Origin of the sequence: Pseudomonas sp. S07E 245 (assembly GCF_019599025.1) — a bacterium.
Taxonomy (GTDB): domain Bacteria; phylum Pseudomonadota; class Gammaproteobacteria; order Pseudomonadales; family Pseudomonadaceae; genus Aquipseudomonas; species Aquipseudomonas shirazensis.
Genome location: NZ_CP080625.1, coordinates 2,276,223 through 2,291,204 on the forward strand (window position 1 = coordinate 2,276,223; position 14,982 = coordinate 2,291,204).

The window sequence follows — 14,982 nt, forward strand, 5'->3', positions numbered from 1 at the left end:
CCCTCTTGCGCCAGCAAAGCCCCAGCCTAGAGGGCTATTACCGAGCTTGGCACCGCCCTTGCTATTGACCTCGCAAACAACATCATGCGAGGACGCACCTCATGGATTCCCCGGTAATCAGCGGTTGGTACCATTCCCCATTCGGCAAGTTTCCCGATATCGACCCCGAGCAGATGATGGCCGATGCCGCCATCGGCGCCCTGCAGCACGCCGGGCTCGACGCCGAGCAGATCGACTCGGTTCACGTCGGCCACTTCAATGCAGGCCTGATCTACCAGGACTTCCCTTCCGCGCTGCTGGCCAATCATCTGCCGGCGCTGCGCTTCACCCCGTCGGTGCGGGTTGAAAACGCCTGTTCCACAGGCTCCGCAGCGATCCACTCGGCGCTGCAGGCCGTGCTCAGCGGCCAGGCCCGCCATGCACTGGTGGTGGGCTTCGAGAAGATGAACGGGCTGCCCACCGCCGAAGTCGGCAAGATCCTGCTCAAGTGCTGTTATGCCCGCGAAGAAGCGCAGATCGAAAACGGCTTTGCTGGTGTGTTCGGCAACATCGCCCAGGCCTACTTCGAGCGCCACGGCGATCAGTCCGACGCGCTGGCGATGATCGCTGCAAAAAACCACGCCAACGGCGCCCTCAACCCGTTTGCTCATATGCGCCGGGATGTCGGCTATGACTTCTGCCGTAACCCGTCCGAGAAAAACCCGTTTGTGGCCGGCCCGCTCAAGCGCAGCGACTGCTCGCTGATTACTGATGGCGCTGCGGCGCTGGTGATCAGCCGTGCCGAACAACTGCCCGGGCAACAACCGGCTGTGCGCTTGCGCGCTGCGGTACAGGTCAACGATTACCTGCCGCTGTCACGCCGCGACCCGACCGTGTTCGAAGGCGCCGCACGGGCCTGGCAGCAGGCCTTGAGCGAGGCCGGCTTGAGCCTGGCCGACCTGTCACTGGTCGAGACCCATGACTGCTTCACCATCGCCGAGCTGCTCGAATACGAAGCCATGGGCCTGGCGCCACGCGGCCAGGGCGCGCGGGTGATTGCCGAAGGCATCAGCCGCAAGGATGGCCGCCTGCCGGTCAACCCGTCGGGCGGGCTCAAGTCCAAAGGCCACCCGATCGGCGCTACCGGCGTGTCGATGCACGTAATGGCCGCCATGCAGCTAACCGGCCAGGCTGGCGACATGCAGCTGCCACGGGCTGACCGCGCCGGGGTGTTCAACATGGGCGGCGCGGCGGTAACCAACTACGTCAGCATCCTGGAGGCTGTGCAATGACCGGGATCGACAATGTCATGAACCTCGGCGAGCTGCTCGCCCAGATCGCCCGGCGCCTGCCCGATGCCCCCGGCTTCATCCGCGGTGCCGACAGCTACAGCTGGCTGCAACTGCTGACCCGCGTCGACAGCGTCGCCGCGGCCCTGCGCGAGCGTGGTCTGGGCAAGGGCGACAAGCTGCTGGTGCACTCGCGTAATAATTTGCAGCTGTTCGAGAGTGCCTGGGTGGCGTTCCGCCTGGGCATGGTCTGGGTGCCGACCAACGTGCGCATCACCCCGCCCGAAGCGGCTTACCTGGGCAGCTCCAGCGGCGCGGTGGCGATGCTCTACGACGATGGCATGGCGGCCTATGTCGACGCGGTGCGCGAAGCTTCGCCAGCACTGCGCGTGGTCATCGCCATCGGCGCCCCGCGTGACGGCGAGCTGAGCTACGACGCCCTGCTCGACCAAGGCGCGCCACTGCAACCAGCGTTTCGCCCAGCCGAGGTCAACTACCACGACCCGCTGTGGTTCTTCTACACCTCCGGCACCACCGGCCACCCCAAGGCGGGCATCCTCACCCACGGCCAGATGGCGTTCGTCATCAACAATCACCTGGCCGACCTTATGCCCGGCCTGAACCCAAACTCGCGCTCGCTGGTGCTGGCGCCATTGTCCCATGGCGCCGGTATCCATGCCCTGATCAACGCCGCCCGTGGCGCCGCCTGCGTGCTGCCGGCCGGCGACCGGCTGGACTGCGACGAAGCCTGGCGGTTGATCGAACAGCACCGGGTCGACAACCTGTTCACCGTGCCAACCATCGTCAAGATGCTCACTGAAGACCCGGCCGTCGACCGTTACGACCACAGCAGCCTGCGCTATGTGATCTACGCGGGCGCGCCGATGTACCGCGCCGATCAGTGCCACGCCCTGCACACCCTGGGCAAGGTGCTGGTGCAGTACTACGGCCTTGGCGAAGTGACCGGCAACATCACCGTGCTGCCGGCGGACTGCCACGATGCCGAGGACAGCCCCCAGGCCAAGGTCGGCTCCTGCGGCTACCCCCGCACCGGCATGCAGGTGGCCATCCTCGATGAGCACGGCACTGAACTGCCAACCGGCAGCGATGGCGAGATCTGCGTACGCGGCCCGGCGGTGTTCGCCGGCTACTACAACAATCCCAAGGCCAACGCCGAGTGCTTCCGCCATGGCTGGTTCCATACCGGTGACCTCGGCCACGTTGACCAGGAGGGTTATCTGTTCATCACGGGGCGCGCCTCGGACATGTACATCTCCGGCGGCTCCAACGTATATCCACGCGAGATCGAAGAGGCGCTGCTGACTCATCCGGCAGTCACCGAAGTCGCAGTACTGGGGCTGCCCGACGAGAAGTGGGGCGAGTGTGGCTGCGCCGTGATCGTGGTCACTGCCGAGGTCAGCGACGAGCAACTGTTGGCCCACCTGGAGCCACGCCTGGCCCGCTATAAATGGCCGAAGCGTTTTGTGCGCTGGACCGAGATGCCCAAGTCCGGCTACGGCAAAATCGTCAAAAAACAGATCCGCGCCCTGCTCGACGCCAGCGAGGCGGTGCTATGAACCCGCATTTTGAAGAGCGCAACGGCGTGCGCGTATTCATCCACGGCGGCCAACCGCAACAGCCGCGCTTGCTCGACTGCGAGGTGCCGGACTGCGAAGAACTGCGCGTAGTGCTGCCGCTGGCCTGCAACGTTGCCCAAGGCCTGCTGCAGGCGCTGCAGGGCCGCCGCTATCGCAGTGCAGTCGGGCGCATTCTGTGTGGCGGCGCAGCGCACCTGAGCTACCACCGCATGGTCACCACCACTGACCAGCAGCGGCCCTACGACTACGGCCAGGCGGTGGTGCTGGACGGCTATATCACCTTTGTCAGCGGCGCCATCACCGTCGGCCGCGATGCCCACGGCGCGCCGCTGCTGCACTGCCACGCCGGCTTCATCGACCGCGACGGCCAGCAGCATGGCGGCCATCTGGTGCTCGACCGGTTGGTGGTCGGCAGCGAGCCGCTGGTGCTGCGCCTGTGCCTGTTCGACCAGGTCGCGTATCAGGTCAAACCTGATGCCGAAACCCACTTCAACCTGCTTCATCCGGTGTTCCAGGAGGCGTCATGAACACTGCAGCAATCCAGAGCGAAGCGCAGGTACAGAGTGGCCGGCTTGGCCGTCTTGTAGTGGCCCGGCTCAAGCCCAACGAAGACATCATCGACAGCGCCGAAGCCCTTTGCGCCAGCCACGGCATCAGCCTAGCGGTGGTCCGTGGCGGCCTCGGCAGCCTGATCGACGGCGAGTTGCAGTACCTTGGCCGCAGCGGCATGCAGGACATCCATGTACCAGGCCCAGGGGTGGAAATCCTCAGCCTCAGTGGTGAAATCGCCCCCGGCGCGAGCAGCCTGCAAGCGGTGCTGGCCGACGCCGACGGCAAGATCTTCGCCGGCCGCCTGCAGCGTGGCCGCAACCTGTCGTTCATCACCGTCGAGCTGACCTTGCAGGAATGGCTGCCTGACTGACTGCCCTCACTGAAGAGCATCAACCGGGCGTTGCCGCGCCCGGCTTTCTTGCGCCCGCGCGTTGGGCGCCCCACTGCATCAGGAAAACAACAATGACAAGAAAGACCTTAATGCACCTTTCACTGCTGACCGCTACCAGCGCCCTGCTCGTCCCCGCCGCCCAGGCGGCCTTCATCGAAGATGGCAAGGCCACGCTCAACATGCGCAACTACTACTTCAACAATGACATGCGCGACCGCCCCGGTGCCGCCGGGCAAAGCAAGACGGCCGAATGGGCGCAAGGCTTCATGCTCGACTACAAGTCAGGCTTCACCGACGGCACGGTCGGCTTTGGCGTCGATGCCCTCGGCCTGCTTGGGGTGCGCCTGGACGGCGGCGCCGGCAATCATCGCGGCAGCTCGATGATCCCCGACGACAGCGACGGCAGCGCTGTCGACGAATGGAGCCGGCTGGGCCTGACCGGCAAGATGCGCTTGTCCAAAACCGAAGCGCGCTACGGCACCTTGCAGCCCAAGCTGCCGATTCTGGTGGCCAACGATGGTCGGGTGCTACCGCAGACTTTTGAAGGCGGCATGATCACCTCGCAAGAAATCGACGGCCTGACCCTCATCGGCGGGCGCCTCGAGCATGCCACCGGGCGCGCCTCGACCAACCGCTCAGGGCTGGCCGTGGCGGGCGGCACCGAGCAAAGCAACGAGTTCATCTTCGCCGGTGCCGACTATCAACTGAGCAAGGCGCTCAAGCTGCAGTACTACGCCGCCCAGCTCGAAGACTATTACGTGCAGCACTTCGGCGGCCTGGTGCATGTATGGGCACTGAGCGACAACCAGTCGCTGACCACCGACCTGCGCTACTTCAAGACCGATGCAAGCGGACGCAACGATTCGGCCAGCGGGCGCGGCGAGGGTTATCGCGTCAGTGGCCTGGCCGATACGCCGGGCAAGATCGACAACGATACCTGGAGCGCCATGTTCACCTATGCCATTGGCGGCCACAGCGTACTGCTCGGGCATCAGCGCGTGTCCGACAGTGGCAACTTCGTTCAGCTCAACCAGGGCAATACCGGCGAAGGCGCCGCAGGGTCGAGCATCTACCTGTTCACTGACCGCCTGGTGACCAGCTTTACCCGCGCTGGCGAGCGCACCACTTTTGGTCAGTACGGCTACAATTTCGCCGCACTCGGGGTGCCAGGGCTGGTGGCATCGGTCACCTACCTGAAGGGCACGAATATTCGCATGGCCTCAGGCGGCGACGAAAAGGAATGGGAGCGCGATATCGCCCTGGATTATGTGGTGCAGGGCGGCACCTTCAAGGGGCTGGGGTTCAGCTGGCGCAATGGCATGTTGCGCAGTGGTGTGCCCAGCGAGTGGGATCAGGATCAGAACCGCTTGACCGTCAGCTATTCAATGCCGCTGTTCTAGGCCCACAACCCTGAAACGACTCGGGGCTATTGCAGCAGGTTTTTACAACCTGACCGCAATGGCCCCGAGTTTCAAACAGAACAGCGCAGCTTAGTCCTGAGTGCCTTCGAACCATGCCAGCTTCTCGCGCAACTGCACCACCTCACCGACGATTACCAGTGTCGGCGCATGCACTTCATGCTCGGCCACCATCGCCGGCAGATCTGCCAACGTGCCAGTGAACACTCGTTGATTACGCGTGGTGCCCTGCTGCACCAAGGCCGCTGGCGTAGTCGCCGCACGGCCATGGCGGATCAGTTCAGCGCAAATCGTCGGCAAGCCGACCAGGCCCATGTAGAACACCAGAGTCTGCCCAGGTGAAACCAGATCGTGCCACGGCAGGTTGCTGCTACCGTCCTTCAGGTGACCGGTGACGAAGCGCACTGACTGCGCGTAATCACGGTGAGTCAGCGGAATCCCGGCGTAGGCCGAGCAACCGCTGGCAGCGGTGATGCCTGGGACTACCTGAAACGGAATACCATGCTCGGCCAGCTCTTCGATCTCTTCGCCACCGCGGCCGAAGATGAACGGGTCGCCGCCCTTGAGCCGCAGTACGCGCTTGCCCTGCAAGGCCAGCTCAACCAACAGCTGATTGATCTGTTCCTGCGGCACCGAGTGATCGGCGCGGCGCTTGCCGACGTAGATCCGCTCGGCATCGCGCCGGCACATGTCGATGATCGCCGGTGCCACCAAGCGGTCGTACAGCACCACATCGGCCTGCTGCATCAGGCGCAAGGCGCGGAAGGTCAGCAGGTCCGGATCACCCGGACCAGCCCCCACCAGATACACCTCACCGCCCTGCTGCACCGGTGCGCCGTCGACCATCGCCTGCAACAAACGCTCGGCTTCAGCGCTCTGCCCGGCCAGCTGACGCTCGGCAATCGGGCCCTGGAACACCGTCTCCCAGAAGCCGCGGCGCTGATTGACGTCCGGGTACAGCGATTTCACCTGATGGCGAAACCGCGCGGCAAGCCCGGCAAGCTCCCCATAGGCCGCCGGAACCCAGGCTTCAAGCTTGGCCCGGATCAGTCGCGCCAACACCGGCGCATCGCCGCCACTGGACACTGCTACCACCAACGGCGAGCGATCGACGATGGCCGGGAAGATCACCGTACACAGCGCCGGCGCATCGACCACATTGACCGGCAGGCTGCGTGCCTGCGCTTCGGCCGACACCTGAGCATTGAGCTGCGGATCGTCGGTGGCAGCGATCACCAGCCGGCACCCTTCCAGGTCCGTGACCTGGTAGCCTCGCACCAGCACCTCGCCGCCGGTTGCCTCGGTCAAGCTGATCAGCTGGCTGTCGACCTGCGGCGCCACCACGCGCAGCGCGGCGCCGGCATCGGCCAGCAAGCGCGCCTTGCGCAGGGCGATTTCGCCACCGCCGACGACCAGTACCCGGCCGCCCTGCAACTTGTGAAACAGCGGCAGGTAATCCATTTAACCGATGACCTCGACGCCGCCCATGTACGGCTTGAGCACTTCCGGCACACGGATCGAACCGTCGGCCTGCTGGTAGTTCTCGAGCACTGCAACCAAGGTCCGGCCTACCGCCAGGCCGGAGCCGTTGAGGGTGTGTACCAGCTCGGGTTTGCCGGTTTCCGGGTTGCGCCAGCGCGCCTGCATGCGGCGCGCCTGGAAGTCGCCACAGTTGGAGCACGAGCTGATTTCGCGGAACTTGTCCTGGCTCGGCACCCACACTTCCAGGTCATAGGTCTTGACCGCACTGAAGCCCATGTCGCCGGTGCACAGGGCCAATACCCGGTACGGCAGCTCCAGCAGTTGCAGGACGCGCTCGGCGTTGGCGGTCAGGCCTTCCAGCGCTTCCATCGACTTGCTCGGCTCGACGATCTGGACCATCTCGACCTTGTCGAACTGGTGCTGACGGATCATGCCGCGGGTATCGCGGCCCGACGCACCGGCTTCACTGCGGAAGCACGGTGTGTGCGCAACGAACTTGATCGGCATTTGCTTGGCGTCGAGGATTTCGCCGGCAACGATGTTGGTCAGCGACACTTCGGCGGTCGGGATCAGGTAGAAGTCGGCTTCGCCTTCGCGGCTGATCTTGAACAGGTCTTCCTCGAACTTCGGCAGCTGGCCGGTGCCCTGCAAGGCAGGCGCCTGCACCAGGTACGGGGTATAGGCCTCTTCGTAGCCGTGCTCGCTGGTGTGCAGGTTGATCATGAACTGCGCCAGGGCGCGGTGCAGGCGGGCGATCGGGCCACGCAGCAGGGCAAAGCGTGCGCCGGAGAGCTTGGCCGCGGTCTCGAAGTCCAGGCCACCGCTGATTTCACCCAGGGCAACGTGGTCTTTGACCTCGAAGTCGAAGGCACGCGGGGTGCCCCAGCGGCGCACTTCGACGTTGCCGTCTTCATCGGCACCGACCGGCACGCTGGCGTCCGGCAGGTTGGGGATGGTCAACAGAATACCGTCCAGCTCAGCCTGGATCTCGTCCAGCTCGGTCTTGCCGGCCGCCAGTTCGTTGGCCATGCGCTCGACATCAGCCATCAGCGGCGCGATGTCTTCGCCCTTGGCTTTGGCCTGGCCGATCGACTTGGAACGGGCGTTACGCTCAGCCTGCAGCTGTTCGGTACGGGTCTGCACCGCCTTGCGGCGCTCTTCCAGTGATTCGATGCGCGCGACATCCAGGCTAAAGCCACGGGAGGCCAGGCGATCCGCCACTTCCTGAAGTTGGCCGCGTAACAGTTTGGCATCGAGCATATCGTTCTCTCGTTATAGGTGTGTTGGTTCAGAATTTGGTTAGCGACAGGCCGGCCCAGGTGGCAAGCAACCCGCCGCATACGCTAATAGCGGTATAGCCCAGGGCCAGCGGTATCTGGCCGTTTTCCAGCAGGCGCACGGTATCGAGCGAAAATGACGAAAACGTGGTCAGCCCGCCGAGAAAACCGACGATCAAACCAGCGCGTAGCTCGACCGGGACCATCGGTTTGTACAGAAACAGCCCATACAGCAGGCCGATCAGCAAGCAGCCGACCAGATTGACCGCCAGCGTACCGAGATAGAAGTGCCGTGGCCAGTGGGCGCTGACCCAGTTGGTGGTGGCAAACCGCAGCAGGGTGCCGGCGACGCCGCCGGCGCTGACGGCCGCAATCAAGGCAATCATGGTTTTCTCCGCTGGCGAGGGCTGTTGCGATCGAGCTCGGCGAGGTGGCGCAGCTTCTCGCCGATCTTCAGTTCCAGGCCGCGTGGCACTGGCTGATAGTAAGGTCGTGGTTCGAGTTGGTCCGGGAAATAGTCTTCGCCTGCGGCGTAGGCATCCGGCTCATCGTGGGCGTAGCGGTATTCTTCGCCGTAGCCCAGTTGCTTCATCAATTTGGTCGGCGCATTGCGCAGGTGCAGCGGCACTTCCAGCGAGCCGTGCTCGGCTGCCTCGCGCATGGCCGCCTTGAAGCCCATGTACACCGCATTGCTCTTCGGCGCGCAGGCGATGTAAGTGATGGCCTGGGCCACCGCCAGCTCGCCTTCCGGGCTGCCAAGGCGCTCCTGCACGTCCCACGCCGACAGGCACAGGCTCAGCGCCCGCGGGTCGGCGTTGCCGATATCTTCGCTGGCCATGCGCACCACGCGCCGGGCGATGTACAGCGGGTCGCAGCCGCCATCGAGCATGCGCGCGTACCAGTACAGCGCGCCATCCGGGTTGGAGCCGCGCACTGACTTGTGCAGCGCCGATATCTGGTCATAGAACGCTTCGCCGCCCTTGTCGAAGCGCCGGCGGCTGTCGCCGAGCAGGCTCTGCAGCAGATCAACGCCGATATCAGCGCCGTCTTCGGCCAGGTCCGAAGCGTTTTCGAGGAAGTTGAGCATGCGCCGGCCGTCACCATCGGCAGCGGCCATGAGCATCTTGAAGGCTTCATCGCCCACCGTCAGCTGACGCTTGCCCAGGCCGCGCTCTTCGCTGAGGGCGCGATTGACCAATTTGCGCAACGCATCCTCATCCAGGCTTTTGAGCACATAGACGCGCGCCCGCGAGAGCAAGGCGTTGTTCAATTCGAATGAGGGATTCTCGGTGGTCGCACCGATAAAAATCAGCGTGCCGTCTTCAACGAACGGCAGAAATGCATCCTGCTGCGACTTGTTGAAGCGGTGCACTTCATCGACGAAGAGGATGGTCCGCCGGCCGTATTGAGCCGCCTGCTGCTTGGCCACCTCAACCGCCTGGCGGATCTCCTTGACCCCGGCCAGTACTGCCGAGACCGTTTCGAAGTGGGCATCACAGAACTGCGCCAGCAGCCGCGCCAGGGTGGTCTTGCCAACCCCCGGCGGGCCCCAGAAGATCATCGAGTGCAGCGCCCCCTGCTCCAGCGCCTCGCGCAGCGGCTTGCCGCGCGCCAGCAGGTGCTCCTGGCCTACATACTCGTCCAGGTTGGACGGACGCAGCCGGGCAGCCAGTGGCTGAGAGACGGGTTCGCTACGAAACAGGTCCATGACGGCCTCTGATTACTCCTGGATAACGTCCGCGCCTTGCGGAATCTTGAAGTTGAAGCGGTCAGCAGGCACCGGCTGGTTGGCCTTGACCCCATTGAACAGGATGTTGGTGCGCTGGCCGACGCTGTCGATCAGTTGCATGTCGTTGATCAGGCCTTTGCGGAACGACACGCGCAGCGAATCGAACAGGGTGTCCTTGGTTTTAGGCTTGAGGGTGAAGTCCATCACCTCGCCCTGCTCCTTGGAGGTGATATCGAAGCTTTGGCTGATCTTGGAGACATCGCCCGACAGCAGCAGCGCCGGGGTCTGGTTCAAACGTACATCGAGCTTCTTCACCGTGGCCTGTTCCAGGTCCGGGTCCCACAGGGTGACCTTCTGGCCGTCGGAGACCACCACCTGCTCCTGCGGCGCATCGGTATGCCAGTAGAACAGGCCCGGACGCTTGACGGTCATCTTGCCCGTAGTTTCCTGCAGACTGGTACCGCCGGCATCCAGGGTCAGCTGGGAGAAATTGGCTTCGATGGTCTGCGACTTCTCGAGCAGATCGGTCAGGCGCTTCACATCGTTCTCGCCGGCATGCGCCGACAGGGTGCCCAGAGCCAGGGCGGAAACCAACAGCATGCGAATCGCGCGCATGGAAATCCTCGTTGAACAGTAGATGGGCCGGGCGCCGTGATTGGCGCCCGGCAGGGTGATGATCAATCGCGTGGGCCGCCCGGCGCAATCACTTCGCGCGAGCCGTTGGTGTTCATGGCGGTGACTACCCCGGCCATTTCCATCGACTCGATCATCCGCGCGGCGCGGTTATAGCCGATTTTCAGCTTGCGCTGCACCGCCGAGATCGAGGCGCGGCGGCTTTCAAGTACGAACTGCACGGCTTCGTCATACAGGGCGTCGGTTTCGGCATCGTCATCACCGCCACCGCTGCTGCCTTCAAAGCCGCTGCCGGCCTCTTCGACACCGTTGAGGATGTCGTCGTTGTAGTCCGGCGCGCCACGCAGCTTCCACGCTTCCACCACGCGGTGGACTTCTTCGTCGGAAACAAAGGCACCGTGCACGCGGATCGGCAGGCTGGTGCCCGGCGGCATGTAGAGCATGTCACCGTGACCCAGCAACTGTTCGGCGCCACCCTGGTCGATGATGGTCCGCGAGTCGATCTTGCTCGACACCTGGAACGCCATACGGGTCGGGATGTTGGCCTTGATCAGGCCGGTGATGACGTCAACCGATGGCCGTTGGGTAGCGAGGATCAGGTGAATACCTGCCGCCCGCGCCTTCTGCGCGATACGGGCGATCAGTTCTTCGACCTTCTTGCCGACGATCATCATCATGTCGGCGAACTCGTCGACCACCACAACGATGGTCGGCAAGGTTTTCAGGGTTGGCGGCTCGTCATCCATGCTCTCACGACGGTACAACGGGTCATGAATGACCTCGCCAGCCTCCTGGGCGTCCTTGATCTTGCGGTTGAAGCCGGCCAGGTTCCGTACGCCCATGGCCGCCATCAGCTTGTAGCGACGCTCCATTTCGGCAACGCTCCAGCGCAGGGCGTTGGCTGCGTCCTTCATGTCGGTAACGACCGGGCAGAGCAGGTGCGGAATGCCTTCGTAGATCGACAGCTCGAGCATTTTCGGGTCGATCATGATCAAGCGGGCGTCTTCCGGGCCGGACTTGAACAGGATCGACAGGATCATGGCGTTGACCCCCACCGACTTACCCGAGCCGGTGGTACCGGCCACCAGCAAGTGCGGCATCTTGGCCAGGTCGGTGATCACCGGCTTGCCGCCGATGTCGTGACCCAGGGCCAATGCTACTGGCGACTTGGCGTCATCGTACTGGGACGACGACAGCACCTCGGAGAAGCGCACCATCTGCCGGTTCTCGTTGGGGATCTCGATACCGACGGTGGTCTTGCCGGGGATCACCTCGACCACCCGCACGCTGGTCACGGCCAGGGAACGGGCCAGATCCTTGGCCAGGTTGGCGATACGGCTGACCTTGACCCCGGCTGCCGGCTGGATCTCGTAACGAGTGATCACCGGGCCAGGATGGATCGAGTCAACCGAGACCTCGACACCAAACTCCTTGAGCTTGATTTCCAGCAGATGGCCAACACCGGCCAGGGATTCTGGCGAGTATTCGATTTTCTTTTCTTCTGCCGGATCGAGGATCGAGATCGGCGGCAGAGTGCCTTCGACGGCACTGTCGACGAACAGCGGCGTCTGTTTTTCCTTGAGGATGCGTTTGCTCGGCTCCGGCGCCTTGACCGGGGCTGGCATGATCACCGGTGCCGGCTGCTGCACGCGCTGGGCAACGTGCTTGGTCAGCGCGTCGTCACGCTCGATGATGCGTTCGCGCGCCTTGAGCTGCTCGCGCTTGTCGGCCACCACCGGCGCTACGACCGTGTCGACCTGCTCGTCAACCTCACGCAGCTGCGCCACCAGGCGCTTGCGCTCGTTGCGAGCTTCCCACCAGCGATTGGCCGCACCTTGCACCAGCTCGAACAGGTCGAGGGTGATCTTGCCGGTCATGTCCATGACCTTGAACCAGGACAGATCGGTGAACACCGTCAGGCCGAACAGGAACAGGGCAATGAACATCAGGGTGCTGCCCTGCACATTCAACAGGCTGCGGGCCAGGTCGCCGAGGCTCTCGCCCAGCGCGCCGCCGGCCGAGAACGGCAGGCTTGCCGACGGGTGGAAGTGGATATGGGCCAGGGCTGCGCCCGACAACACCAGAAACACCAGACCAATCAACCGCCAGGAGAACAACCAGCCACTCCACTGCCACGGCTGATGGCGCTCACGGAAGATCTGCCAGGTCTTGATCCCCAGCAGCAACGGGAAGATATAGGCGAAGTAGCCCAGCACCATGAACAGAATGTCGGCGAAGTACGCGCCAGCGCGGCCAGCCGCGTTCTGCACCTGATCGACATTGCTGGTGTGGGTGAAGCCTGGGTCGGCGGTGTCGTAGGTCAGCAGCGCCATCCACAGGTACAGGCACAGCGCGCCGACGGCGATCAGCGCACCTTCCTTGAGGCGATAATGCAACTGCTGGCGCCACATCGGTACCGGCAGAGGGGGCGGAGTTGCGGTGGATTTCTTCAAAACGCGTCTATTCCTGCGCTTGCTGCGCGTCCAGTAGTGATCAACCCGATGTCCGGTCAATGAACCCGTACTTTTAACATTACTGCCCGCCAGCCGCCATGGCGGCGCGCCGGATGGGCGCGAACGGTCAGCAAACTTTCATGGGTGCAATTTGAGCACGCATTGCCTTGCGTGACAAAGGCTTATGCTGTGTTTTTGCACAGGTGTGACAACAAAGCCTCGGGTTGGTGCCGATTGCCTGAAAAATCTGCTGGCAATTGCCTTGGCGAGCGTCAGCGCTGCGGGTTGGCGTTGGATTGACCTGCTGACGAGGGCGGGCCATGCTGTCAGCCCTCCCCTCCCCCACTGCACATCACGCCCATGCTGACCTGGCTGACACGCGACTCGCTGACCTTTCCGCCCCTGACAAAGGCTCTGCAGGAGCCCAACGGATTACTTGCCGCTGGCGGTGACCTGAGCCCTGAGCGCCTGGTTCAGGCCTATCGGCATGGCTGCTTTCCGTGGTTTCAGGATGGTCAGCCCATTCTCTGGTGGTCACCCGACCCACGCACGGTGTTGTTCCCCGACGAGCTGCACGTGTCACGCTCGCTGGCCAAGCTGATCCGCCAGCAGCGTTACCAGGTCAGTTTCGATACTGACTTCGAAACGGTAATTGCCGCTTGTGCAGCGCCACGCGACTACACCGACGGCACCTGGATCACCGACCCCATGCGCGCAGCCTACTGCGAGCTGCACCGGCGCGGCTTCGCCCATTCGGTGGAAGTACGCGAGAACGGCGAGCTGGTCGGCGGCCTGTACGGCCTGGCCATGGGCCGGCTGTTTTTTGGCGAGTCGATGTTCAGCCGCGCCGACAACGCCTCCAAAGTGGGCTTCGTTACCCTGGTCGAGCACCTGCGTGCGGCCGGTTTCGTCCTGATCGACTGCCAGATGCCAACCAACCACCTGCACAGCCTCGGCGCCCGCGAAATCAGCCGCGCCAGCTTTGCCGAGCACCTCGCACGCGACCTCGACCAGACCGTCGACATCAGCTGGGTTCGCTAGGCGAGTTTGCCCAGCTGGCTTACACTTAGGACTACGTCTTGCCGAGGGGTCGATCATGACAGAGTTGGCGCGGTTGAAGTTCTATGCCACTCAGCCCCACTCCTGCAGCTACCTGCCCGATGAGCAGGCCACCACGCTGTTCCTCGACCCTAGCCAGCCGATGGACGTCGATGTGTATGCCGACCTCTCCGAAATGGGCTTTCGCCGCAGTGGCGACCACCTGTATCGCCCGCATTGCCAGAACTGCAACGCCTGCGTACCGGCGCGCATCCCCGTCGCCCGCTTCATCCCCAATCGCCAGCAGCGGCGTATCCTCAAGCGCAATAGCGACCTCCAGGTAACTGCCGCCCGGCCATCGTTCAAGGAGGAATACTTCGACCTGTACCGGCGCTACATCGAGCAGCGCCACAGCGACGGCGACATGTATCCACCCAGTCGCGATCAGTTTTCCACCTTTCTGGTGCGCGATCTGCCATTCTGCTGGTTCTATGAGTTTCGCCTGAATGGGCGGCTGCTTGCGGTGGCGGTATGCGATATGCTGCCCAACGGGCTGTCGGCGGTGTACACCTTCTACGAGCCGGATGAAGAACGCCGCAGTCTGGGGCGCTTCGCCATTCTCTGGCAGATCAGCGATGCACTGCGCCAGAACCTTGAGGCGGTGTACCTTGGCTACTGGATCAAGAACTGCAAAAAGATGAGTTACAAGACCCAGTATCGCCCCATCGAACTGCTGATCAACCAACGTTGGGTCAGCCTCAATTGAAAGCATTGGCTTGAAATACTCTTTTCGGGCATAATCCACGCCACTTTTTTGCCCGGTGCAGTTGCGCGTCGGGCCTACACTGGATACCGAGGGCTTTACTGCATGTCGAAAGAAGACAGCTTCGAAATGGAAGGCACTGTCGTCGACACCCTGCCCAACACCATGTTCCGCGTGGAGTTGGAAAATGGGCACGTCGTAACCGCGCATATCTCCGGAAAAATGCGCAAGAACTACATCCGTATTCTCACTGGCGACAAGGTCCGCGTCGAGCTGACGCCTTACGACCTGAGCAAGGGCCGCATCACCTACCGCGCCCGTTAAGCTCCAGTCATGAAAAAGCCCGGCCAATGTGCCGGGCTTTTTTGTGGCCAAAGAAA

At 63.2% G+C, this 14,982-nt stretch carries 14 protein-coding genes; 8 read left to right on the top strand and 6 right to left on the bottom strand.

Annotated elements, in window-relative coordinates:
- The first annotated feature begins 101 nt into the window (after positions 1-101).
- From K3F44_RS10645 to K3F44_RS10665, 5 genes are all read left to right on the top strand, one after another.
- A complete protein-coding gene (locus K3F44_RS10645; protein WP_150572323.1) occupies positions 102-1,271 on the top strand; it encodes an acetyl-CoA acetyltransferase in 1,170 nt (389 codons plus the stop codon).
- Positions 1,268-2,845 (top strand): acyl-CoA synthetase, encoded by a 1,578-nt coding sequence (locus tag K3F44_RS10650; protein WP_220633992.1) that lies wholly within the window; start codon positions 1,268-1,270, stop codon positions 2,843-2,845. The genes K3F44_RS10645 and K3F44_RS10650 overlap by 4 nt, the downstream gene beginning before the upstream one ends.
- Positions 2,842-3,393, top strand: coding sequence for a hypothetical protein (locus K3F44_RS10655; RefSeq protein ID WP_181108605.1), 552 nt, complete (start codon positions 2,842-2,844; stop codon positions 3,391-3,393). Before K3F44_RS10650 ends, K3F44_RS10655 begins: the two co-directional genes overlap by 4 nt.
- Complete coding sequence (locus tag K3F44_RS10660) at positions 3,390-3,788, top strand: PPC domain-containing DNA-binding protein (RefSeq protein ID WP_101320816.1); 399 nt, start codon at positions 3,390-3,392, stop codon at positions 3,786-3,788. The genes K3F44_RS10655 and K3F44_RS10660 overlap by 4 nt, the downstream gene beginning before the upstream one ends.
- A gap of 110 nt (positions 3,789-3,898) precedes the next feature.
- Positions 3,899-5,209, top strand: coding sequence for an OprD family porin (locus K3F44_RS10665; RefSeq protein WP_259407054.1), 1,311 nt, complete (start codon positions 3,899-3,901; stop codon positions 5,207-5,209).
- A gap of 90 nt (positions 5,210-5,299) precedes the next feature.
- On the opposite strand, the gene cysG is transcribed toward K3F44_RS10665, so the two are convergent.
- The 6 genes from cysG to ftsK all read right to left on the bottom strand — a co-directional run bounded on the left by cysG (position 5,300) and on the right by ftsK (position 12,759).
- Entirely contained in the window at positions 5,300-6,688 is a 1,389-nt protein-coding gene (cysG, locus tag K3F44_RS10670; RefSeq protein WP_220633994.1) for a siroheme synthase CysG, read from the bottom strand.
- Complete coding sequence (gene serS, locus K3F44_RS10675) at positions 6,689-7,969, bottom strand: serine--tRNA ligase (protein ID WP_101320823.1); 1,281 nt, start codon at positions 7,967-7,969, stop codon at positions 6,689-6,691.
- 28 nt (positions 7,970-7,997) lie between these two features.
- Positions 7,998-8,372 carry a fluoride efflux transporter CrcB gene (gene crcB, locus K3F44_RS10680; protein ID WP_220633995.1) on the bottom strand — a complete coding sequence of 125 codons (375 nt, stop codon included), beginning with the start codon at positions 8,370-8,372 and terminating at the stop codon, positions 7,998-8,000.
- Positions 8,369-9,694 (bottom strand): replication-associated recombination protein A, encoded by a 1,326-nt coding sequence (locus K3F44_RS10685; protein ID WP_101320827.1) that lies wholly within the window; start codon positions 9,692-9,694, stop codon positions 8,369-8,371. Before K3F44_RS10685 ends, crcB begins: the two co-directional genes overlap by 4 nt.
- A 12-nt stretch (positions 9,695-9,706) precedes the next feature.
- Positions 9,707-10,330, bottom strand: a complete 624-nt coding sequence (lolA, locus tag K3F44_RS10690) for an outer membrane lipoprotein chaperone LolA (protein ID WP_101320829.1) — start codon at positions 10,328-10,330, stop codon at positions 9,707-9,709.
- Between the two features lie 62 nt (positions 10,331-10,392).
- A complete protein-coding gene (gene ftsK, locus K3F44_RS10695; protein ID WP_178080833.1) occupies positions 10,393-12,759 on the bottom strand; it encodes a DNA translocase FtsK in 2,367 nt (788 codons plus the stop codon).
- Positions 12,760-13,161: 402 nt separating this feature from the next.
- On the opposite strand from ftsK, the gene aat reads away from it, so the two are divergent.
- The 3 genes from aat to infA all read left to right on the top strand — a co-directional run bounded on the left by aat (position 13,162) and on the right by infA (position 14,926).
- Positions 13,162-13,842 (top strand): leucyl/phenylalanyl-tRNA--protein transferase, encoded by a 681-nt coding sequence (aat, locus tag K3F44_RS10700; RefSeq protein ID WP_150569897.1) that lies wholly within the window; start codon positions 13,162-13,164, stop codon positions 13,840-13,842.
- A 55-nt stretch (positions 13,843-13,897) separates the two neighbouring features.
- Entirely contained in the window at positions 13,898-14,605 is a 708-nt protein-coding gene (locus tag K3F44_RS10705) for an arginyltransferase (RefSeq protein WP_101320835.1), read from the top strand.
- A gap of 102 nt (positions 14,606-14,707) precedes the next feature.
- Positions 14,708-14,926, top strand: a complete 219-nt coding sequence (gene infA / locus K3F44_RS10710; RefSeq protein WP_002553999.1) for a translation initiation factor IF-1 — start codon at positions 14,708-14,710, stop codon at positions 14,924-14,926.
- The last annotated feature ends 56 nt before the right edge of the window (positions 14,927-14,982 follow it).

Coding starts and splice junctions, on each gene's coding strand:
- crcB (WP_220633995.1), bottom strand. CDS start 8,372: ATGATTGCCTTGATTGCGGCCGTCAGCGCCGGCGGCGTCGCCGGCACC.
- lolA (WP_101320829.1), bottom strand. CDS start 10,330: ATGCGCGCGATTCGCATGCTGTTGGTTTCCGCCCTGGCTCTGGGCACC.
- K3F44_RS10650 (WP_220633992.1), top strand. CDS start 1,268: ATGACCGGGATCGACAATGTCATGAACCTCGGCGAGCTGCTCGCCCAG.
- cysG (WP_220633994.1), bottom strand. CDS start 6,688: ATGGATTACCTGCCGCTGTTTCACAAGTTGCAGGGCGGCCGGGTACTG.
- K3F44_RS10645 (WP_150572323.1), top strand. CDS start 102: ATGGATTCCCCGGTAATCAGCGGTTGGTACCATTCCCCATTCGGCAAG.
- K3F44_RS10655 (WP_181108605.1), top strand. CDS start 2,842: ATGAACCCGCATTTTGAAGAGCGCAACGGCGTGCGCGTATTCATCCAC.
- serS (WP_101320823.1), bottom strand. CDS start 7,969: ATGCTCGATGCCAAACTGTTACGCGGCCAACTTCAGGAAGTGGCGGAT.
- K3F44_RS10685 (WP_101320827.1), bottom strand. CDS start 9,694: ATGGACCTGTTTCGTAGCGAACCCGTCTCTCAGCCACTGGCTGCCCGG.
- infA (WP_002553999.1), top strand. CDS start 14,708: ATGTCGAAAGAAGACAGCTTCGAAATGGAAGGCACTGTCGTCGACACC.
- K3F44_RS10660 (WP_101320816.1), top strand. CDS start 3,390: ATGAACACTGCAGCAATCCAGAGCGAAGCGCAGGTACAGAGTGGCCGG.
- ftsK (WP_178080833.1), bottom strand. CDS start 12,759: ATGTGGCGCCAGCAGTTGCATTATCGCCTCAAGGAAGGTGCGCTGATC.
- K3F44_RS10665 (WP_259407054.1), top strand. CDS start 3,899: ATGCACCTTTCACTGCTGACCGCTACCAGCGCCCTGCTCGTCCCCGCC.
- aat (WP_150569897.1), top strand. CDS start 13,162: ATGCTGACCTGGCTGACACGCGACTCGCTGACCTTTCCGCCCCTGACA.
- K3F44_RS10705 (WP_101320835.1), top strand. CDS start 13,898: ATGACAGAGTTGGCGCGGTTGAAGTTCTATGCCACTCAGCCCCACTCC.